Annotated in this window: 14 protein-coding genes and 1 rRNA gene; 5 read left to right on the top strand and 10 right to left on the bottom strand. The window is 74.0% G+C overall.

Annotated features, from left to right (window positions below; genetic code table 11):
* Positions 1 to 23: 23 nt before the first annotated feature.
* The 6 genes from ACGFIG_RS00075 to ACGFIG_RS00050 form a co-directional block, all read right to left on the bottom strand.
* Complete coding sequence (locus ACGFIG_RS00075) at positions 24 to 1,397, bottom strand: DUF6114 domain-containing protein (RefSeq protein ID WP_392997864.1); 1,374 nt, start codon at positions 1,395 to 1,397, stop codon at positions 24 to 26.
* Between the two features lie 75 nt (positions 1,398 to 1,472).
* Complete coding sequence (locus ACGFIG_RS00070; RefSeq protein WP_392997863.1) at positions 1,473 to 1,631, bottom strand: hypothetical protein; 159 nt, start codon at positions 1,629 to 1,631, stop codon at positions 1,473 to 1,475.
* 476 nt (positions 1,632 to 2,107) lie between these two features.
* Positions 2,108 to 3,127 carry a DUF3068 domain-containing protein gene (locus ACGFIG_RS00065; RefSeq protein ID WP_392997862.1) on the bottom strand — a complete coding sequence of 340 codons (1,020 nt, stop codon included), beginning with the start codon at positions 3,125 to 3,127 and terminating at the stop codon, positions 2,108 to 2,110.
* Positions 3,128 to 3,194: 67 nt separating this feature from the next.
* On the bottom strand, positions 3,195 to 4,016 hold the full coding sequence (locus ACGFIG_RS00060) for a class I SAM-dependent methyltransferase (protein WP_392997861.1): 822 nt from the start codon (positions 4,014 to 4,016) through the stop codon (positions 3,195 to 3,197).
* Positions 4,013 to 8,359 carry an alpha-(1->3)-arabinofuranosyltransferase family protein gene (locus ACGFIG_RS00055; RefSeq protein ID WP_392997860.1) on the bottom strand — a complete coding sequence of 1,449 codons (4,347 nt, stop codon included), beginning with the start codon at positions 8,357 to 8,359 and terminating at the stop codon, positions 4,013 to 4,015. The genes ACGFIG_RS00060 and ACGFIG_RS00055 overlap by 4 nt, the downstream gene beginning before the upstream one ends.
* On the bottom strand, positions 8,356 to 10,026 hold the full coding sequence (locus tag ACGFIG_RS00050) for a substrate-binding and VWA domain-containing protein (RefSeq protein ID WP_392997859.1): 1,671 nt from the start codon (positions 10,024 to 10,026) through the stop codon (positions 8,356 to 8,358). Before ACGFIG_RS00050 ends, ACGFIG_RS00055 begins: the two co-directional genes overlap by 4 nt.
* A 251-nt stretch (positions 10,027 to 10,277) precedes the next feature.
* Between ACGFIG_RS00050 and ACGFIG_RS00045 the strand changes: the two genes are divergently transcribed.
* Positions 10,278 to 11,435 (top strand): glycosyltransferase family 4 protein, encoded by a 1,158-nt coding sequence (locus tag ACGFIG_RS00045; RefSeq protein WP_392997858.1) that lies wholly within the window; start codon positions 10,278 to 10,280, stop codon positions 11,433 to 11,435.
* A gap of 160 nt (positions 11,436 to 11,595) precedes the next feature.
* Here the strand turns inward: ACGFIG_RS00045 and ACGFIG_RS00040 are convergent, their stop codons facing one another.
* Together ACGFIG_RS00040 and ACGFIG_RS00035 are read right to left on the bottom strand one after the other, a co-directional pair.
* Complete coding sequence (locus ACGFIG_RS00040) at positions 11,596 to 11,760, bottom strand: hypothetical protein (RefSeq protein ID WP_157747273.1); 165 nt, start codon at positions 11,758 to 11,760, stop codon at positions 11,596 to 11,598.
* A complete protein-coding gene (locus ACGFIG_RS00035; protein WP_392997857.1) occupies positions 11,757 to 13,475 on the bottom strand; it encodes a hypothetical protein in 1,719 nt (572 codons plus the stop codon). The genes ACGFIG_RS00040 and ACGFIG_RS00035 overlap by 4 nt, the downstream gene beginning before the upstream one ends.
* A 135-nt stretch (positions 13,476 to 13,610) precedes the next feature.
* On the opposite strand from ACGFIG_RS00035, the gene ACGFIG_RS00030 reads away from it, so the two are divergent.
* Entirely contained in the window at positions 13,611 to 15,488 is a 1,878-nt protein-coding gene (locus ACGFIG_RS00030) for a hypothetical protein (RefSeq protein ID WP_392997856.1), read from the top strand.
* Positions 15,489 to 15,504: 16 nt separating this feature from the next.
* Here ACGFIG_RS00030 and ACGFIG_RS00025 read toward each other — a convergent pair whose 3' ends face one another.
* Positions 15,505 to 16,260, bottom strand: coding sequence for an FkbM family methyltransferase (locus ACGFIG_RS00025; protein WP_392997855.1), 756 nt, complete (start codon positions 16,258 to 16,260; stop codon positions 15,505 to 15,507).
* A 157-nt stretch (positions 16,261 to 16,417) separates the two neighbouring features.
* On the opposite strand from ACGFIG_RS00025, the gene ACGFIG_RS00020 reads away from it, so the two are divergent.
* From ACGFIG_RS00020 to ACGFIG_RS00010, 3 genes are all read left to right on the top strand, one after another.
* On the top strand, positions 16,418 to 17,746 hold the full coding sequence (locus ACGFIG_RS00020) for a polysaccharide biosynthesis protein (protein ID WP_392997854.1): 1,329 nt from the start codon (positions 16,418 to 16,420) through the stop codon (positions 17,744 to 17,746).
* Positions 17,747 to 17,850: 104 nt separating this feature from the next.
* On the top strand, positions 17,851 to 19,674 hold the full coding sequence (locus ACGFIG_RS00015) for a VanW family protein (RefSeq protein WP_392997853.1): 1,824 nt from the start codon (positions 17,851 to 17,853) through the stop codon (positions 19,672 to 19,674).
* Between the two features lie 126 nt (positions 19,675 to 19,800).
* Entirely contained in the window at positions 19,801 to 20,268 is a 468-nt protein-coding gene (locus tag ACGFIG_RS00010) for a DUF4279 domain-containing protein (protein WP_392997852.1), read from the top strand.
* A gap of 217 nt (positions 20,269 to 20,485) precedes the next feature.
* On the opposite strand, the gene rrf is transcribed toward ACGFIG_RS00010, so the two are convergent.
* A 5S ribosomal RNA gene (rrf, locus tag ACGFIG_RS00005) occupies positions 20,486 to 20,602 on the bottom strand.
* Positions 20,603 to 20,725 lie beyond the last annotated feature (123 nt).

Below are 20,725 nucleotides of genomic sequence, written 5' to 3'. Positions count from 1 at the left end.
CACCGGGTGGTGGTGGAGTGAGGTCAGGGCAGGGTCAGCCTCAGCACCGGCCGGGCGGTCAGCGTGTCACTGCTGACGTACGCCAGGTCCATGGCCGGGTCGGTGAAGGTGATCGGAACTGGCGACGTGATCGGCAGGCCGTCGGGCAAGGGCAGGTCCGGCGTGAGCGTGACCGGGATGCCGAGCAGCCGCCCCACGAACCGGGTGGCGTAGAAGGCGACGTCCCCGCGCACCGTCAGCTCGTCCGTGACGAACCGCATCGTCCGTCCGTCCGGTCCCGGCGAGCGGAGCACGAAGTCCTCGGTGACCGCCTGGTCCATGCTGAACTTCAGCACCCGCAGGCTGCCGGCGGCGGTGGGCAGGTCGACGATGCCCTCGAACCGCAGCCCGGCCATGGTCACCTTCGAACCGGTGAGCTTCGACGGCACCGCCGCCACCACCGGCTGGCCCGGGGCAGGGGCGATCCGCGGCAGCTTCTCGCCCGGCGGCACTTCCCCGGACGGGCTCGGCTTCGGATCGGCCGGGGCGCAGCCCTGGCCGCTGTCGGTCGGTCGGGGGTCGGGCCGTCCTGTCGGCGTGGGGCTGACGGTCGGCGTGGCGCTTACGGTCGGCGTGGGGCGGAGGCTCGGCGTGGCCGACGGCGTCGCCCCGGCGGCCGGCTCCTTGTCGTCGTTCCGGTCGCCGTCGAAGAGGTCCCCGATGCCGTCCAGGATGTCGTCGACGATGCCGCCCCGCGAGGGGGACGGGCTGGGACCGGCCGGTGCAGGCGACGCGCTCGGCGTGCCGGTCGGGGCCGCCGTCGCGCTCGGCGTGCCCGTCGGGGCCGGCCGCGTCCCGCCCGGACCGGGAGCCGTGGTCGGGCAGGCGGGAGCCGGCGGCGCGGCGGCACCCACCGGCGCCGGGCCGGGCGCGACGAGGGCCACGGCGGCCGAGAGGCCGAGCAGCACCGGAAGCACGGCGTACGAGCGGTGGTCGCCGGCCGACCGTGCCGGGCCGTCGGCGGGGGCGGCGTCCGACATCCAGGCGAAACCGAGGGCGCTGCCGACCAGGCCGAGGAGCAGGCCGACGAAGAAGCCGCCCAGGTTGACGCCGATCAGCGAGAAGAGCGCCGTGACCGAGGCGATCACCGCGTAGAAGATCCGCTGCTGCGGGCTGAACCACATCAGCAGCCCGCAGGCGACCAGCATGGTGGGGATCAGCCAGGAGAGGAAGCCCGTCGGTCCCAGTTGGAAGGTGAGGTCGCCGAGCAACATCTGGGTGGTACCGAAGATCTCCAGGCCGGCCAGGGCGGTCAGCAGGCCGCCCCAGAACGGTCGCACCCGCCGCCAGCGGCGGAAGCCGTGCCACGCCTCGCGGAACCGGTCGAGCCGGGCGGGCTGCTGATCGACGGTCGTCACGTACGCCTCCTGCCGGAACCAGAGGGGACGGGATCGGGCCCGCGGAGCGTGACCGCCGCGGGCCCGGGGATCAGGTCAGAAACATTCCTTGGCGTCCGCACCGACGTTGGCCTTCATCGTCAGGCCGGTCAGGTTGAAGGTGCCGGCGTGGGTGGACCGCGCCGTCGCGGGCACCATCATCGCGGCGAAGCGCCGCCACCGGGTGCGGCCCTGGTTGTCGAACCGATCCTGCACGAGGTTTCCTCCTCGGCCATGTCGCGTGGACGGCCGGTCGGCGACGGGTGGCCCCGCACCTGGGCCTCGCCCCCTGTTACCGGCGGGTAACGAATGTGCCGATGATGCTGCTCCTGCGCGGCACGGGTCACAAGACCCTGACCGCCCGCGCGCGACGCCGGATCCGCGGGAGGCGGCGCGGCGGTGACCGAGAGTGGGCGGCGGCAAACCATCGACCGCACCGCAAAGCGGCCAAAGGGGATTTACCCCGCCAGGATCGATCACTCCGAGTGGCTACGCATCGATGCATTACGATTCAGTAACGAGGCCGTCGCACCCAGCACACAGCGAAGGGGCGGACCGAACCCGGCCCACCCCTTCGCATGACGCTCAGCGCGCAGTCAGCGCTGGTCCACCTTCCCCGGCGACGGACGCCGGCCCGGCACCGCCGGACCGTCCGCACGCCACGTCGTCGACACCGGGGAATCCTCCATCGTTCAGCGACCCGGGACGGCGGGCTGCTCGGCGGTCACGTCCGCCCGGTGGCGCGGCTCCGTCGCCGACTGGGCCGCGCCCCGCCGGGCCACCATGAGACCGACCACCGCCAGGATCAGGCCCAGCAGCGCGAGGCCGATCGGCGCCCACACGCCGAGAAGGGTCAGGCTCTGCCGGCTGTCCTCCGCCCGCTTCACCGAGGCGGCGATCGTGTCCTCGGTGTACGAGAAGTCGGCGTCGAGCAGCGTGGCCGGCGCGCCGATGTCCGGCACCAGGGTCTTGCGCTGCACCTCGCGCACCTTGAGGAACGAGCCGGTCACCGGGTCGATCCAGACGGTACGGGTGTTGCTGTAGACGACCTTGCCGGTGGTCGCACCCGGCGCGAGCGTGCCGAGCAGCAGCTTGACCCGCTCCTCCGCCAGGTTCAGCTGCTCGTCGGTGATCACCTGCTCGTAGCGGTAGGACTCGATGCCCTTGATGTCCTCGGTGCCCTTGAACTCCGCGGGCCGCACGTTGCGCAGGTCACGGTCGTAGAACGGGTAGGCCTTCTTCTCCGCGTTGAACGGGAGCTTGTACAGCTGGCCGGAGAACTGCACCTTCTCCCGCGTACCGGTGTCGTCGAGGTACTGGTTGTTCCAGTCGAGCGCGGCACCGGAAACCCGGTCCAGCGCCAGCGCCAGACCGTAGGCGCTCACCAGTTCCTTGGTGTCCGTCCGCTCCACGGTCTGCCCGACCTGCCACACCATGGCCTTGCCGTCGAGGTCACCGGAGAGTTCGCCGGTCGTCTTCGCGTCGGGCGTCACGCGGACGGTGGACCTCAGGTCGGCGCGGTTGATCGCGATGTTGCCGTTGGTGATCTGGAGGAAGGTCGCACCCCTCGCCTCAGCGACCGAAGTCGAGGCTTCCAGATCGTATGGCAGTTTGGTCATCGCCGGCTTGACCACGAACACAAGCCCGGCGGCAAGCGCCAGGAGCAGGATGCCGCTGCCGAACAGCACGGCACCTATGGCGCGGTGCTTCATGTTTCCTCCCCGGAGGACCTAAATTTCGCTGCTGTCGATGAGAGATGGCCGCGAGGTTACTACCAAGTCACATAGCAATGCGACCCCCGGTCAGCTCTGTTTTTTCCGCCGCGCCGCCCGGCTCCGCACCGGTCCGACGCAGAACGAACAGGAAATTCCACGCCGCGACCTCGCGGACGCCGGGAATCCGGATGACCCACCGGCCCCACCACGGGTGGTAGCGCGGCAGTGCGTCGAGCAGCTCCACCTCCGGGTTGCCCCGGGCCCAGCGCAGCGTCTGGGCGATCGAGGTCGGGTGGAGCGTCTCCCGGAACCGGTTCTTCGGGGGGCGGCCGTTGCGGCGCTCGTACCGCCGCCGGGCCCGGTCGCCGCCGAGATAGTGCCAGGGCGCGGTCTCGTGCCCGCCCCACGGCGACAACCACGGGGTGAACGACACGAAGAGCACCCCGCCCGGCCGGGTCACCCGGACCATCTCGTCGAGCATCCGGTCCGGTTCCGAGACGTGCTCCAGCACGTTGGACGAGAACGTCACGTCCACCGCGCCGGAGCGGACCGGCAGGGCCGTACCGCTGCCCCGCAGCATGCCGGAGACCGAGTCCCCGGCCGCCGAGAAGTCGCCCACGTCGGGATCGAGCCCGACGTAGTGGGCCCCGGCGGCACGGAAGGCCGCCGCGAAGTAGCCGGGGCCGCCGCCGACGTCGAGCACCGTCCGTCCGGCGAGCGGAACGTAGCCGGACACCTGGCGTACGGAGTCCTCGGCGAGCAGCCCGTAGAAGCGGTCCGGGTCGGTCTGCTCGACCAGGAAGGCCCGGAACAGGGCCACCGACCTGCCCAGCGTGGCGAACCGGCGCCGCGCCGCCCGACCCGTCCCGTCATGTGCTGCGCTCATCGCGCCACCGTCCCGTCGTCGTCCCGATCCGTGGCTGCGGCCGGTCGCCCGTCCCCGAGGCCCGGCGTCACATCATCCGCGTCTCCCGTGCCCGTCCTCGTGCGGGGCACCGCCGCCGGCGCGACGGCTCCTTCGGGCGGGACGCCCGGAACGGGGAGCACGGCGGCGACCACCGCCCCGACGGCGACGAGCATCGCCCCCTGCACCCACGGGCCGTACGCCCACTCCTGGCCGTGGCCCTGCAACCGGCCGGCCACCGTCGTCACCGTGGCGACGCTCAGCGCGCCGAACACCACCACCGGAAGCGCCCGGCGGGTGAACTGCCGCAGCAGCATCGCGGCCAGCACGATGGCCACCGGCAGTACGCCACCCAGCGCGGCGAGCAGCACCACCAGCAGGGCGCCGGTGGCCCAGACGGGGCCCTCGGCCGGAACCGCTCCGGACAGGGGCGGAACGCCAGCCGCCGCGCGTCGCCGTACCGGGAGGAGCGCCAGCAGCAACACCCCGAACGCCGTCGCCGCCCCCGCCGCCAGCCCGCCCCGGTACGTCCGGTCCGGGGCGAACGTCAGGTGGACCTCTCCCTCACCACCGGCGGGGAGCACCCACGCCTGCTGCCAGCCGTCGACCCGGGTGGCGGTCAGCGGCCGGCCGTCCACGGTGGCCGTCCAGCCGGCGTTCGCGTTCTCCGGCACCACCAGCAGCGCCGTGTCGCCGGCCGCGACCCGCACCCGCCGGTCGGCCGGGTTCCAGTCGAGCACGGTGACCTCGCGGTGCCGGGGCGCGGCCTGCGCCGCCTCCGGACGCAGTACGGCGTCCTGCACGATGAAACCGTCCGACGGCGTGGTCGCCAGGCGGTGCCCGCCCGCCCGGAGGTCCACGACCGCGCCGGTGGCGCCGCAGACGGTGACCGGCAGCGGCCGGCCGTCGAGCACGTCGGCGAGGGTGCCGGCGACGGACGTGTCGTAGCGGAGCCCGTCCAGTTCGACGGAGGGCCCCGACCCGCACCGCTCGACGACGCGCGTCGCACCGGCGATCGGGCGGAGCAGGCCGTCCAGCCCGGGGATCTGCACCTCGGCGATCCCCACGGTCGCCGTCCAGCCGTTGCCCCGCCGGTCGGCGATCCGTTCGGCGGACTCGCGCACCACGATCTCGATCCGGTCCGTCCGTACGGCCGGGAAGCGCACCGTGCCGTCCGCGTCGACGGGCAGCACCCGGTTGGCGCCCGGCGTGCGTACCTCGACCGATTGTGGCAGCGAGCCGACCGGCAGCTCCGCGGGAAGCAGCCGCAGCTCGGCGATCCGGCGCGGCTCCGACCAGTTCAGCCGCAGGGTGGGGCGCAGGTCGCCGGTGTCGGCCAGCCAGGCCGTCCCGGGGTCGCCGTCGATCGCCGCGTACGCGGCCACGGCCGGATCGCCGGCCAGGTGGGAGGAGGTGGTGGCCCGCACCGGCACCCCGGACAGCGTCCACTGCCCGCCGGGGCGGGGCACGGCGGTCAGGTCCAGCCGGAACGTACCGGGGGCCGCGCTCTGGAACACCCGGTCCACCCCGAGCGGCTCCTCACCGGTCCGGGCCAGGAACCGGTCGCACCGGATCACCGTGCCGGCGGGCCGGAGGCCGGAACCCGTGGACGGCGCGGCGTCCGAGCCGGAGTCGCCGGCGGCGGCCGGGAAGCAGGCGGGGCGGTCGGCCGGTCCCCGGCTGAACGACCAGGCGACCGGGCCGACGAAGCCGGCCGGGATGTCGGCCGGGACGCGCAGCGCCCGGCGCGGGGTGGTGCCGGGGATGCCGAGGTCGCTGATGCCGACCCCACCGTCGATCCGCTCACCGGCCACCGCCAGCACCGTGACGCGTACGCGGCTCGTGGAGCCCGGAAGTGTGTAGTACGCGTGCGCGCCCAGCGTGCGGGCGACCTCGTGGTCCACCGAGCCCCGGTCCGTGGTGAGCCGGAACCGGGTCACCGGCCACCCCACCCCGAGGTCGTCGACGAAGCTGAGCGTGACGCGGTCGACCTCGCGCGGCGTGTCCAGGTCCACCTGGAGCCACTGGCCGACGGGCCCGGCCAGGGGCGCCGAGTGCCAGGCGGTGTGCTCGTCGCCGTCGACGGCCGCGAAGGGCAGGTGCGACGGGTCGGCGGGGGCGAAGCTGTCCACGAAGCTGATCGCGCTGGAGGCGCTGACCTCGCGTACGCCCTGGTAGGTGGCGACCGTCTGGTGCTGGTCGCCGGGGAAGGGCAGCAGGTCCAGGGCGACGCGGCCCTGCCGGCTCGCCTCGGCCGCGGTCAACGTCTGGCTGAGGTTGTCGCGGACCCGGCCGATGTCACGCTCGCGGCGGCGCAGCCCGTCGGTCACGATCCACGACTCGTCGCCGCCGTCGCGGAAGCCGGCCCGGTCACCGGCCAGCACCACCGGCCGGTCCCGCTCCACCAGCCCCTGCTCCAGCAGCGGCAGCAGCGACTCCGGCCCACCGCTGACCGTCGGCACGTCGGCGGCGAGCACCGCCGAGGCGGCAGCCACCGGGCGTTGCACCTCGTACACCTCGACGGCCGGCAGCGGGCCGGCAGCCTCGTCGACCGGGCTGCCCGGCGTACGGCCGAAGGTGGTGGTGCTGCCGAAGGTCGCCACCCGCGTGATCCCCGGCGACCCGGCGAGCGCCTGGCGCAGCGCCGCCACCGGCGGCGCGTCCACCTGCGTGCGGTCGATGTCGTTGCGCAGCAGCAGGTGCCGGAACCCGGAGCGGGCCAGGAAGTCGGCCAGCCCGGCCGACCCCCGGCCGTGGGCCAGGACCGACTCGACCGTGTCCATCATCCGGGTGTTGCCCGCCGAGCCGAGCGGGATCTGGTGGCGCACCGCCCAGGGCGCCCCGGCCAGGGCCTGGAGCGGTTCGTCGACGGACCGCCCCCACTCGTACTGGCCGAAGCCGGAGCCCGGCACCATCAGGGTGCGGGCCAACGCGTCGCGCTCGGCCAGCCACGTCGCCGCCGCCCGCCAGTGCGGCGGCAGGTCCGACCAGCCCGGACCGGGCCGCAGCTGCCCCAGCCAGGCCGGCGCGGCGGCCCCCAGCACCAGCAGCAGCACCGGTACGAACAGCAGCGGGCGCAGCCGGCGGGAGAGGCGGCCGGCGGGGCGGCGTCGGGTGGCGGCCCGGTGCAGCCGGGTGGCCCACGCGTCGACGCCGTGCGCGAAGCCGAGCATCAGCGGCAGCCGCAGCACCGGGTCCAGCTTGTGCACGTTGCGGAACGGCGCCAGCGGGCCGTCCAGCAGGTCCCGCACCGGCGCCGAGAACGGGCTGTCCAGGCTGCCGACGTAGCCCATGGTGAGCAGGGTCAGCCCGGTGAGGAAGCCCAGCACCAGGAACCGGCGCTCGGGCAGCAGGTTGCCGGCCAGCCCGGCCAGGCCGACCAGCGCCACCACCGCGGTGAGCGTCATCAGCACCGGGTTGTCGATCAGCAGCCACCCCGCCGGCCACCACGGATCGCCCTGCACGATGTACGCGACCCACTGGTTGGTGCCGCGTACGGCCTGGAAGAGCGAAGCCACGGCGGTCGTGGTGGTGGACGACTCGATGTAGTCGAGGAACGGCAGGCTGTACTCGCCGAGCAGCAGCAGCGGCACGATCCACCAGAGGCAGACCCCGACGACGCAGAGGCACCACCAGCCCACCAGCCGCAGGTGCTCGCGGTCCCAGCGGCGGGTGAGCAGCCAGACCCCGGGCAGCAGCAGGGCGAGCAGCACCACCGCCGCGTTGATCCCGCCCATGCCGAGCACGGCCAGCGCGGAGAGCGCGGCGGCCCGTCGCGGGGACCCGATCCGCCGCACCAGGACCAGCGGCAGCAGCACCCAGGGCAGCATCGCGGCGGAGAGCGTCTCGGAGGAGAGCGCACCGATCTCGGTGAGCATCCGGGGGGCCAGCGCGTAGCCGAGGGCCGCCGCGTACCGGGTCGGTTCGGTGCCGATGCCCAGCGCCCGGGCCAGCCGCAGCAGGCCGTAGAACGCGGCGGCGAGCAGCAGCGCCGTCCACAGCCGCTGGGTGATCCACGGCGGTACGCCCAGCAGCTGCCCCCCGGCGAAGAACGGCCCCATCGGGAACAGGTAGCCGTACGCCTGGTTCTGCAGCTCCCCCGAGGTGGCCTCCGGGTTCCACATGTGCAGCGCCCGGGCCATGAAGTGCACGGGGTTCGCGGCGAGGTCGAGCTTGGTGTCGAAGGTGACCTGACCGGGCCGCTGCACGAACGCGATCACGGTGAGCAGCAGCAGCGACAGGACGGTGCCCGGCGCCTCGCGTACCGACCGGACGCCTCGACGCACCAGGCCGCCGGGGTGCCGGGGCCGGGAGTGCTGGTTCACCGTCGGCACTCCGGGGGCAGGCAGCTAAGGTCGGCGAGCGCGGAGAAGAAGATCTCGCGGATGCCGCTGGGCTCGTCGGTGCTGAAGACCTGCCCGCCGGTGACCTTGACGATCGACTTCAGGTCGTCGGCGTCGATGTCCTTGCCCAGCCCGATGAAGACGATCGGCAGCGGCTGGCGCGGATTCTGCAACTCGGCCAGCTCGGTCAGGAACCGGGCCCGGCCGATGCTGTCGCCGTCCTCGTCGCGCCCGTCGGTCATGATCAGCACGAGGTTGATCCGCCCGGGCGTCCAGTGCCGCCGGGCGTCGCGGTACGCGGCCAGCGTCGTGTCGTACAGCCCGGTGCCGCCCTGGGGCTTCACGCGGACGGCGCGCAGCCCTTCGGTCAGCCGCTTCCGCTGCTTCTCGTCCAGCGGCGCGACGGGCAGGATCTCCTGGTGGTCCCGGTCGCCGTCGACCTTCGTGGAGAAGACCCACACCCCGAGTTCGCTGTTGTCGAGCAGCAGGCCGGAGCCCTCCCGGGCCGCCTTGAGCGTGGCCTCGAGGCGGGTCTCGTCCGAACCGGGCACCTGGGCGGCCATCGAGCCGGAGATGTCGAGCACGGTGAGGATGCGGGCACTGCGCTGCACGCCGCTCCAGCCGGTCAGCGCCTCGGTGACGACCTCCTCGGCGGGCAGCGGCACCGGTTGGCGTACCTCCGGCGACAGCCGGTTGTCGCGGGGCACCGCCGGCGGGAAACCGGCCGCCGTACGGAAGCCGTACTCGCTCAGCAGGTCGCGTGCCTCGACGGTGTGCAGGTCGGTCAGGAAGCGCGCGGCGGCGTCCCGGACCGGAGCGCGGGCGGCGGGCAGCACCACGTACGGCAGGTCCAACGCGGGAACGGCCACCTCCGGGTACGCCGCGACCAGCTTGTCGTCGCCGGCCAGCGCGTTGTGCACGAGCACGGCCTGCTCGCTGGTCGCCACGGCGTCGGCCTTGCGTGGCAGGGCCGACCCGACCGGCAGCGTCCCGCCCGCGTCGGGAGTGAACGTCCGGTCGGCGAGCCGGCGCAGCACCGCCGCGACCGCCCCGGCCGGGTCGTCCTCCCCGGCGGCCAGGCCACGCACCCCGAGCACCGCCCCGACACCGACCGGGTCGACGGCCGGGTCGGGTAGCCCCACCTTGACGGCGCGGGCCTTCGGGCCGACGGCGGACCGCCAGGTCAGCTGCTTCGCCGGCCATCCCAGCCGGCGCGCTGCTGGCTCGGCCACCGCGAGCACGACCGGCGTGCTCGCCACCGACGTGCCCTGCGCCGGCACCTCGAACGCACCGGCCGCGCGGGCCCGGAACAGCCAGAACGTCGACTCCGGCACCCACGCGTCGGCGACGTCCACGCCCTCGGCCACCTGCGCGGCGACGGCGGCGGACTCCTGGGCCTGCACCGAGATCGAGACGCAGGGCTGGGTGCCGACGCTGGCCCGGACGATCCGGTCGAGGGCCGGCGCGATCACCGGGGCCGCGGCGACCCGTAGCTGGACGCGGTCCACGCACTCCGGGACGTTGCGGTCTGACCGCAGGTACGCCACCGTGGCCCAGCCGGCCAGCAGCAGCGCGAGCGCGGCACTGAGCAGCACCACCGGCGACCGCCGGAAGAGGCCCCGCACCGCTGCCGGATCGTCGCGCAGCACGCCCGGTCACCTCCTCGTCGTCGCCGGAACGAAGGGGACGTCCGGCCGCAGGTCGCGCCTCGTGGCGCCGAGCGACGCCCAACACCGTACGCAGTCGCGCTGCACACCCTGCCAAGGTTTTCGGTTGCCGGCAAACCCCTGGCGACCGGCCGTGACCGAACCGTCGCCGTCGCGCCGGCCCATTGCGAATGTGAGCCGCGTCGCCCTAGTGTGGCGCGAATCGAGCTTCATTACTCGCCGGTAGGAGTAGCGTGGACAACTCCGACATCCGCTCGCGCCACGTCCTGTTCCTCAACTGGCGCGACACCACCAACCCCGAGGGCGGCGGCTCCGAGGTCTACGTCGAGCGCATCGCCGCCGAACTTGTCGCCGCCGGGCACCGGGTCACCCTGCTCTGCGCCGCGCACCAGAACGCCGGCCCGGCCACCACCACGCCCGAGGGCGTACGCGTGCTGCGGCGCGGCTCCCGGATGACGGTCTACGCCCGGGCGGCGCTGACCTGCCTGGCGGGCCGGTTCGGCTTCGGCCCCCTGAGCCGGCGTGGCCTGGGCCGGCCGGACCTGGTCGTCGACGTCTGCAACGGGGTCCCGTTCTTCGCCCCGCTCTACGCCGGCCGCCCGGTGCTCGCCCTGGTGCACCACGTGCACCGGGAGCAGTGGCCGGTGGTCTTCGGCCCGAAGATGGCCCGGCTGGGCTGGTGGATCGAGTCACGGCTGGCGGTCCGGCTCTACCGCCGCTGCCGCTACGTGACGGTGTCGGAGGCGAGCCGCGCGGAGCTGGCCGCCCTCGGGGTGAACGCGGACCGGATCGACGTGGTGCCCAACGGGACGCCGCCGGTGACCGGCCCGCCGCTGCCCCGCACGCCGCACCCGTCGCTGCTGGTGCTCGGCCGGCTGGTGCCGCACAAGCGGGTGGAGATCGCCCTGCGCACGGTCGCCGAGCTGGTCGCCGAGATGCCCGATCTGGAGCTGGTGGTGGCCGGCCAGGGCTGGTGGACGCAGCCACTTCGGGAGCTGTCCGAATCACTCGGCATCGCGAATCATGTCCGGTTCACCGGCTTCATCAGCGAGGAGGAGAAGCACCGCGTGCTCTCGTCGGCGTGGCTGGCGCTCACCCCCTCGCTCAAGGAGGGCTGGGGCCTGACCATCGTGGAGGCCGCCGCCCGGAGCACCCCGACCGTCGCGTTCCGCTACGCGGGGGGCGTCGCCGAGGCGATGGTCGACACCGAGACCGGGCTCCTCGTCGACGACGAGCCGGAGTTCACCGCCGTCGTCCGCGAACTGCTCGGCGACGACGTGCGGCGCAAGGCAATGGGTGAGGCCGCGCTGCTGCACGCGTCCCGCTTCACCTGGACGGCTACCGGCGCGCGGTTCGCCCACCTGGTCACGCAGGTGACCGCCCGCCCCTGAGCGCGGCCCCCTGGCCACCCCACGCCGACGTGTCCGCCGGCCGGGAACGAGCCGACGTGTCCGCCGGCTCGCGCAGCGTCGCCTGCAACGGCTCCGGCCCGCCCGCCGCCGGGAACGACGAAGGGCGCCCGCGTCAGCGGGCGCCCTTCGTGCGTTTGGTTCAGCGCGTGCCGTAAAGCGGAGCCTCGGTTCCCTGCTCACTCACCTTGGTGTTGGCGGCCTCCTTGGCGGACGGGCTGAGCGCATTCGCCAGTCCGACGCTCCCGAGCAGGCCGAGCACGACCCCGAGTACCCCGACGGCGACGAACGCGGGCAGGTTCCTCATCCACCTTCTCCTTCCGCGGGACTCGCGTGCCGGGACGCTACCACGCGGTAGCCTACCCGCGCAGCGCCCGAAAAAACGATCCCCACCACCACCGTTCCGGCCAACAGGTGGGCCAGTCCCACCGGGCCGGGCCGGGCCGGCGCGGGCGGCGGCGTCCAGTCGGGGTTCTCGTAGAGGGTCAGCTCCGGTCCCGCGTGGACGGTTCGCAGCCCGGCCAGCGCCGCCGGGGTCGGGGGCGGGCCGGCCGCCCGCTGCACCAGCACCCACCGGGAGCCGGTGGTCGACAGGGGTGCACCGGCGGCGAGCACCTCGCGCACCCGCGCCGCGCGGCGGTCCTCGCCGGCCACCGCCAGGCCGCCCACCCGCAGCGTGTCGTCGATCAGCACCGGCACGGCGAGGTACCGGGGCGCCGGATCGATCACCACCTGTCCGTGGTTCCACGGATGGCTCTGGTACTCCTGGAACGGCAGCGAGATCACCTCGCCCGGCCGCTCGGCGGTCAACCTGGCCACCGTCGCCCAGTCCGCCGGCCAGGCCACCGGGCGGAGCCGGCCGACGCCGCCGAAGGCCAGGTCGGGCAGGATCGCCACGGGCAGCAGCGCCGCGCCGACCAGCGTCACCGCGGCGGTCGTCGCGTCGAAGCGGGCCGCCAGCCGCTCCGCGAGCCGTTCCGCGCCGAGCGCGCCGGCCACCGCCAGCGCCAGCGCGTACGGCACCAGCAGCTTCTGGCCGTCGCGGAACAGCCCGGCGCCGGGCACGTCGGCGACCAGCCAGCCGAGCAGGTCCGCGCCGCCGGGCAGCACCCCGAGCGCCGCCGCCAGCCACGAGCCGGCGGCGAGCAGACCGAACCGACCGGCGGCCGACGGCGGCCAGCGCCGGCGCAGCAGCGGCACGCCGTACCCGGCGACCGCCAGGAGCAGCACGGTGGCCAGCGGCACCAGCACCACCGCCCGGGAGGCGGGAGTGCTCTGCCCGTTCCAGATGCCGCCGGTGCCCGCCAGCGCCGCCAGCGGACCGGCCCAGTTCTCCGCGCGCGCGGCGAACGCCGCCACCCCCGCCGGATCGGACCGACCGGCGTCGGCGGTGACGAACCCGGCGACCAGCCACGGCGCGTTGAGCAGCACCGTCAACCCCACGCCCAGCGCCGTCGACCGGACGGCCGCCGGATAGCGCCCGGGCAGCAGCACCGCGACCACGGCCAGGGCGAGCACGCCGCCGGTCGGCGTGATCGCCGACGCCGCCGCCGCGAGCAGCAGCCGGCGCAGCCCGCCCCGCCGGCCCGCCCGCACGTCGAGCGCCGCCCGCACCAGCCAGGGCAGCGCGGCGTACGCGACCAGCAGCCCCCACTGCCCGATGAGCAGCCGCTCGGCGAGGTACGGCGTCCAGGCGTACCCGACGGCGGCCACCACCCGGACCGCGACCCGGTCGGTCGGCACCAGCCGGGCGGCGCCCAGCGCGGCCAGGTAGACGATCGCGCACAGCACCAGCCGTTGCAGCAGCCAGCCGGGCACCACCTGGCTGGCCAGCGCGACCACCGCGTCCTGCGGGACGGCCCGGGGCAGCGCCGTGGCCGGGGCGATCGCCTCCCAGCTCAGCGCCTGCCGGGGCACGAAGACCATGTCGTAGCGGAGCACGTACCCGGGCAGGGCCAGCGGGGCGAGCACCACCGCCGTCACGGCGGCGGCCACGCCGTGCGGCACCAGCCGTTCGCGCATCCCCTGACCTCACCACTGCCCGGGCGCGACGACCGCCGCGCTGGTGGCGGCCACTGTACGCGGACGCCGGGCCGCGACCGAACCATCCGTTGGCCTGATGGGAACAGCGGTCGGCGGTGTGGCAGTCTTCCCGCCATGGCATCGACCGGGTCCGAGGGGGCCGCCCAGCCTGACGAGAGCGGAACGATCGGCGGCTGGGTACGCGCCGACCCGGTGCGGGCGATCGGCGTCGCCATGATCGTGGTCAGCCTGCTGTGGCGGGCGCAGCTCGCCTCCCGGGGTCACCTCGCGGTCGACGACTGGGTGCTGGTCTCCCGGGCGGCGGAGGCCGACCTCACGCCGGGCTTCCTGCTCACCCTGTACAACAACCACTTCATGCCGGCCGCCCTGCTGCTCACCTGGGTGGTGACGCGGGTGGTCGGCCTCGCCTACTGGCCGTACGTGCTGCTGATGACCGCCGGCCAGGCGGTGCTGGCCGTGGCCTTCTTCCGGCTGCTCCGCACGCTGGTCCGGCCCGGTCTGGCGCTGCTGGTGCCGCTCGCGATCTTCCTGTTCAGTCCGCTCACCCTGGAGGCGGGCACCTGGTGGGCGGTGGGCGTGAACATGGTGCCCATGCAGCTCGCCATGGTGCTGGCGGTCGGCGCCCAGCTGCGCTACGTCCGCACCGGCCGCCGCCGGCACCTGGTCAGCCTGGCCCTGGCGGTGGTGCTCGGGCTGCTCTTCTTCGAGAAGGCGCTGCTGGTGGTACCGCTGGTCTTCCTGTTCACCGCGTGCCTGCTCGTCGACGGCCCGCCGGTACGGGCGGTGTGGGACACGGTGCGCCGCTACTGGCCGTCGTGGGCCGTACTCACCGCCGTCTCGCTGGGCTTCGCCGGGCTCTACCTGACCCGCTCGGAGTCCTCCCTGCGCCGGCCGGACTCGCTGAACGAGGTGCTGTCGTTCCTGTGGCAGCTGCTCGGCTCGACCGTCGTTCCGGGCCTGCTCGGCGGGCCGTGGCAGTGGATGGCGGCGGGTGACGGCGCCCCGGTGACCGCGCCACCGGAGCTGGGCCGCTGGCTGTCCTGGGCCGTCTTCCTGACCCTGGTCGTGCTGACCGTACGACTGCGTCGCACCGCCGGGCGCGCCTGGGTGCTGCTCGGGGCGTACCTGGTCCTGGTGGTGACCCTGCTGGGCGCGACCCGGCTCGGCTCGGTCTACAGCGCCGTGGCCGGTTCCGTGCCCCGGTACGTCAGCGACGTCGTCGTGGTGGCCGCGCTCTGCATCGGCGTCGCGCTGCTCGGCCTGGCCTCTCCTGTCAGTCAGCCTGCGGCCGGTACGCAGACGGACCCGGCGGACGGCGAGCGACCGGAGTGGCTGACCCGGTACCGCGAGACGGCCAGCACCCTGCTCGTCGTCGTGCTGCTCGCCGCCGGTCTGGGCACGGCCTGGAGCACCGCGCGGTACGGCGACGAGTGGGCCGTGAAGCGGGGCCTGGCCTACCTGGAGACCGCGCGCACCGAGCTGGCCGCCGCCCCGCCCGGCACTGTCTTCCTCGACCGGCCCGTTCCCGAGGGCGTGGTGCCCAACCTCTCCGCGCCGTACAACCGGCAGTCGAAGTTCTTCCAGGCGCTGGAGGACGGCCCGGTCTTCGTCACCGGGGCGGAGGAGCCGGCGATCTTCGACGACCAGGGACGCATCGCCCCGGTCCGGGTGGACGGGCCCGCCGTCCCGCCCGGGCCCGACGAGGGCTGCGGTTACAAGATCCTCGGGGGGCAGACGGTACGGATACCGCTCAGCGCGCCGCGCGACGACTGGTTCTGGGTGGTCCGGATCGGCTACCTGAGCTCCGCCGACGCCACCGCCGTCTTCCGGCTCGGCGGCAGCGCCCGGGAGTTCCCCGTCAAGAAGGGCCTGCACCAGTACCACTTCGAGTTCACCGGCGGCGGCGACACCGTCGAGCTGCACGTCCCACGCCACGGCGTGACGATCTGCACCAACGAGGTCGTCGTCGGCACCCCCGTGCCGCAGCAGTGAGCCTGCCGGGGCGGGGTCACTCGGGACGGAACAGCACCGAGTTCACGTAGCGGGGGCGCGGCCAGAGCACCCGGCGGGCGAAGCTCTGCTCGATCCGGGCGATCGCCGCGCGCTGGTGCCCGCCGAGGTCGAAGTCGGCCAGCGGCACCCAGTCCCGCCCCGGCAGCACGTACCCCCGGTAGCCCCAGCCGTCGAGCAGTTCCAGCAGCGGGCCGACCGGCTGGATGCGCTCCTCGACCTCGATGAGCAGCACCGGCCGGTCCCGGCGGACCGTCTCCGCCGCGCCCCGCAGCGCCGGCAGCTCGTGCCCCTCGATGTCCAGCTTCACGAAGCGCACGTCGGTCAGGCCGAGCGAGTCGAGCGTGATCCGCCGGACCTCCACCGGGTCGCCCTGCCGAGGGTCCTCCAGCGAGGAGGTGCCGACGATCGCCCCGCCCTCGGGAAGGTAGAGCGACGCGGTGCCCTCGTGGTCCGACACGGCCGCCTCGACCACCTCGACGGCCGGGAACGCCGCCCGCAGCTGTCGGGCCAGCGGCGGGGTGGGCTCCACCGCGACCACCCGGTCGGCGCGCCTGAGCAACCGCGCCGTCCACGGGCCGTACCAGGCGCCGACGTCCACGGCCGTGCCACCGCGCGGCACGAAACCGGCCAACCGGGCCAGCTCCGGCTCCACCCGCGGGTAGACCCGGCGGATCGCGGCCGCGACGAACCGTTCGGGAAGGATCGAGGCCAAACCGGAGGTCGCTGCGGGGGCCACGTGCGTCGACGCCATGGGCCAGCACACTAGACGTTTCCCGGGCGGATGGGCAGGGGGCTGACGCAAGACCCTACTGACCGGTACCGTCACCCGGGGTCGGGCCCGTTCCGGCCGCTCCACCGGCCGCGACGCGCACCGTCCGTGCCAGGACAGCAGCGCGACATGGGGTGACATGACCCGGACGACGGGCAGAGAGACCGGAGCCGTCCGGCTCGGCGCGGCGGGCGCCGCCGTCACCGTCGCCACCATGCTGACCAACGCGCTGGCGTACCTCGTCCCGGTCCTCGGGGCCCGCCGGCTGGCCGCCGCCGAACTGGGCGCGCTGGCCACCGCGCTCGCCCTCGCCGCCATCGCGGCCGTGCCCGGCTTCGGGCTCCAGATCGCGGTGGCCGCGCACCGCGCCCGGTGGGGCGCCACCAGCGCCGCCCGCCTCGCGCTGCGCACCGCCGCGCTCACCGCCGGAGTCACCGCGCTGGCCGCCCCGGTGCTCAGCGCGGCGCTGCGCCTACCGGTGGCGCTGACCCTGCTGCTCGCGGCGACCACGTTCGCCACCGTGCTGGCCGGCCGCTGGCTCGGTGAACTCCAGGGCGACCAGCGGTTCCTGCGCCTGGCTGTCGCGATGACCGTGCTCGCCGCCGGCCGCTACGGCGGGCTCGTCCTCGGCGTGGCCCTCGGCCGGGGGCCGGTCGCCTGCCTGCTGCTCGCCACGCTCACCGGGCTGGCCGTCCTGCCCCTGCTGGCCCGCCTCGCCCGCCCGGCCCGGCCCGCTGCGCCGGCCCCGCCCGCAGTCGCCCCGGCCACCGCGGTGGACCGCCGGCTGACCGCCCGGCACGTCATGACCGCGTGCGGCGCGTCGTTGGCGATGCTCACCATCTCGTACGCCGACCTGATCCTCGCCCGCCAGCTGCTGCCCGACGACGCCTCCGGCGGGTACGCGGTCGGGTCGGTGCTCACCAAGGGCGCGCTCTGGGCGCCTCAGGTGGTCACCGTGCTGGTGCTGCCCCGGCTCGCCCAGGGCGACCGGCGGGCCCGGGTCGCCGCGCTGGGGCTGATCCTGGCCTGCGGCACGGTCCTCGTCGGCGCCTCCGCGTTGGCCGGCGAGCTGGCGTTCCGCCTCGCCGGCGGCGCGGACTACCTGCACCTGGCCGGCACGGCACCCCTCTTCGCCGCCGTCGGCGCCCTCTACGCGGTGGTCTTCATGCTGGTCAACGACCGGGTGGCCACGGGCGCCCGGTGGCCCGCCGCGCCGCTCTGGGCGGCCACCGTCGGCCTCGCCGGGGCGGCCCTGCTCGTCGCGCCGCGCACGGTCGAGGGCGTCCTGTCCTGCGCGCTCGCCGCCGCCGTCGCGACAGCCACGGTCATGGCCTGGCTGACCTTCCGCCGGCCCCACGTCCGGCCGTCCCCCGACCGGCGGGCCCTGACGGAGCCCTCCGACCCGTCTCCCGCCGCCCCGGCCCACGGCCGACCGGTGCCCCGCGACACGCCGGACGACACGCGGTAACGAGGCGGTGGGGGCGTAGGCTGCCGCCCCCGCCGGAGCGCCGGTTACCGTAGGTGTCTTCCGGGCGGAGACGTGCTCCCCCCGTTGTGGTACGTCCGATCGAGGTGACCGTGACGCTGTACGGCGAGAAGACTCCACCCGCCGACGACCGGCCCACCGTGCAGGTCACAGCCGTGACCTGGCCCGGTGACGAGCCCGAGCCGGCAGCTCCGGCGGGCGGGCCCGGCGGTCCGGGCGGGTCGCGGTCCCGCCGGTTCCGCCTGCTGCTGGCCGCCGGGATCACCACGGTGGTGCTGGGCTCCGTGGCGGGGGCGGGCGTCTACGCGTACGCCGGTGACGTGCCGCGCGGGACGACGGTGCTCGGCGCGGAGCTGGGAGGCCGCAGCCGCACGGACGCCGCACGGGAGCTGCGGGCGGTCCTCGAACGCCGCGCCGCCGACCTCGCCACCCCCCTGTCGGTACGCGTCGGCGAGCGGACCGCCACGATCGACCCGGCCTCCGTCGGCCTGGCGATCGACGTCGACGCCACGGTGGCGGCGGCTGCCGAGGCCGACGCGCACGCGGTCGACCGGCTCGTGGGATCCCGGGCGGTGCAGCCCGTGGTGACCGTGGACGCCGCCCGGCTCGACGCCGCCCTCGAGAAGATCGTCGGCGACCAGGGCCGGAAGATGACGATGCCGGCGATCACCTGGAAGGGCACCACGCCGAAGGCGGTGCATCCGAAGCCGAGCCTCGCGCTCGATCCGGAGCGCTCCGCGCAGGTGGTACGGGAGGGCTGGCTCAGCGGTCAGCCGGTGACCGTGCCGCTGGTCGAGACGCACCCGGCGACCACGGCCGAGGAGGTGGACCGGCTGGTCGCCGAGCTGGCGAAGCCGGCCGTCGCCGCCCCGGTCACGCTGACGACCGGCAAGGGCTCGCTGCGGATCCCGCCGACCGCGATCGCCAGGAGCCTCCGGTTCACCGCCGACAAGGCCGGCAAACTGACCCCGCAGGTCGACGTGAAGCGGCTGCGCGCAGCGCTCGGCGCCGACCTGGCCGCGATCGAGGTGCCGCCGACGGACGCCCGGATGACCATCTCCGGCGGCAAGCCGAAGGTCGTCGACGGCAAGCCCGGCCAGCAGCTCGACAGCGCGGCCCTCAGCCGGGACCTGCTCGCCGTCCTGCCGAAGGCGGACGACCGGAAGGTCACCGGCGAGCTGAAGCCGGCGGAGCCGGAGCTGACCGCGGCGAAGCTGGCCGGGCTGGGCATCAAGGAGCGGGTCTCCACCTTCACCACCCGGTTCACCGGCGGGCTCTCCTCGCCGCGCAGCCAGAACATCATCACGATCGCCAAGGACGTGGACGGCACGGTGGTGCTGCCCGGCGAGACGTTCTCGCTCAACGGCCACACCGGCGAGCGTGGCTACGCCCAGGGCTACCGGGACGCTCCCGTCATCCTCGACGGCAAGCTGGTCCCCGGCGTGGGCGGCGGCACCTCGCAGTTCACCACCACGCTGTTCAACGCGACGTACTACGCCGGACTGGAGGACGTCGAGCACAAGCCGCACTCGTACTGGTTCAGCCGGTATCCGGCGGTCATCGAGTCGACCATCTTCTGGCCGGACCTGGACTTCAAGTTCCGCAACAACACCGAGTACGGCGTCCTGATCGACACCTCCTACACGTCGAGTTCGATCACCGTGTCGATCTGGAGCACCAAGATCTGGGACAGCGTGAAGACCGAGTACAGTCCGCGCCGCAACATCACCCAGCCGACCACGGTCTACCTGAAGCCCGGCCCGACGTGCATCCCCGCCAGCGGCAGCCAGGGCTTCACCCAGGACGCCTTCCGGGTCATCAAGAAGGACGGCAAGGTCGTGAAGCGGGAGAAGTTCACCTGGCGCTACTCCGCCGAGCCCCGCTTCATCTGCGGACCGGAGCCCTCCTGACCGCCGTCTGAGTCCCGCTCGGAGAAGCCCCGCCGGCCACGTCGCCGGCGGGGCTTCCTTCTGCCGTACGCGCACCGCTGACGCTGCCTCCTGCGCCCGCAGTGCGCGCCCCGGTAGCCTCCGCGGATGTGGATCCGGCAGTACGCCTACTTCAGTCTCCGGTCCCGGAGCGTCCCCGCCAGCGAGATCACGGCTCGCCTGGGGCTGGAGCCGGACGAGGTCCTGGTACGGGGCAGCCGGTCGGTGGAGCCGCCCCGACCCGTGCTCCACAATTGGCAGATCACCTGCCGGGAGCCCGGTCTGGCAGTGGACGAACAGATCGCCCGGGTCGTCGCCCGGTTGTTGCCGCTGGCTGCGGAGGTCCGTCACGTCGCGGCGGACCTCCGCAGCGTCGACGGTGAGCAGGGAGGCGCCCGGCTACAGGTGGTCCGCCATCTCGACGCCGAGGACGGCGAGCCTGAGGAAGCCGTCGCTGTGGGCGGGCTGACGAAGCTACCGGGCCAGCACCAGCTGCTCGGCTGGCACCTCGACCGGGCGACGCTGGCGTTCCTGCACCTGGTGGGCGCAGACCTGGACGTCGATGAGTACAGCTGACCCAGGAGGGTCCAGAGCGGCTCCGCCACCTGCCAAGGAATGCTGAACGCCTCCTGGGCTCCGCGCTTTCGCACTTCGGATTCCGGGCTTCGCGCTTCGCGCTCTGGACTTCGCGCTTCGCGCTCTGGACTCCGCGCTTCGGGCGGCGGGGCCGAGCGAATACGACCCGTAACGCAGTTCAGGGTCACCCCGAAGGGTGACCCTGAACTGGAAGATTGTCCGGCGGTGTCCTACTCTCCCACACCCTCCCGAGTGCAGTACCATCGGCGCTGGAGGGCTTAGCTTCCGGGTTCGGAATGTAACCGGGCGTTTCCCCTCCGCCATGACCGCCGTAACACTATCAACATATCAAACAACACCACACACATCGTGGTCTGTTGTTCGTTTGCTGTGAGTTGCACAGTGGACGCGTAGCAGCTTAGTAGTCAAGTCCTCGGCCTATTAGTACCGGTCAACT

Origin of the sequence: Micromonospora sp. NPDC049048 (genome assembly GCF_043197615.1) — a bacterium.
Taxonomy (GTDB): domain Bacteria; phylum Actinomycetota; class Actinomycetes; order Mycobacteriales; family Micromonosporaceae; genus Micromonospora.
This window is presented reverse-complemented; position numbering and strand designations above follow the sequence as displayed.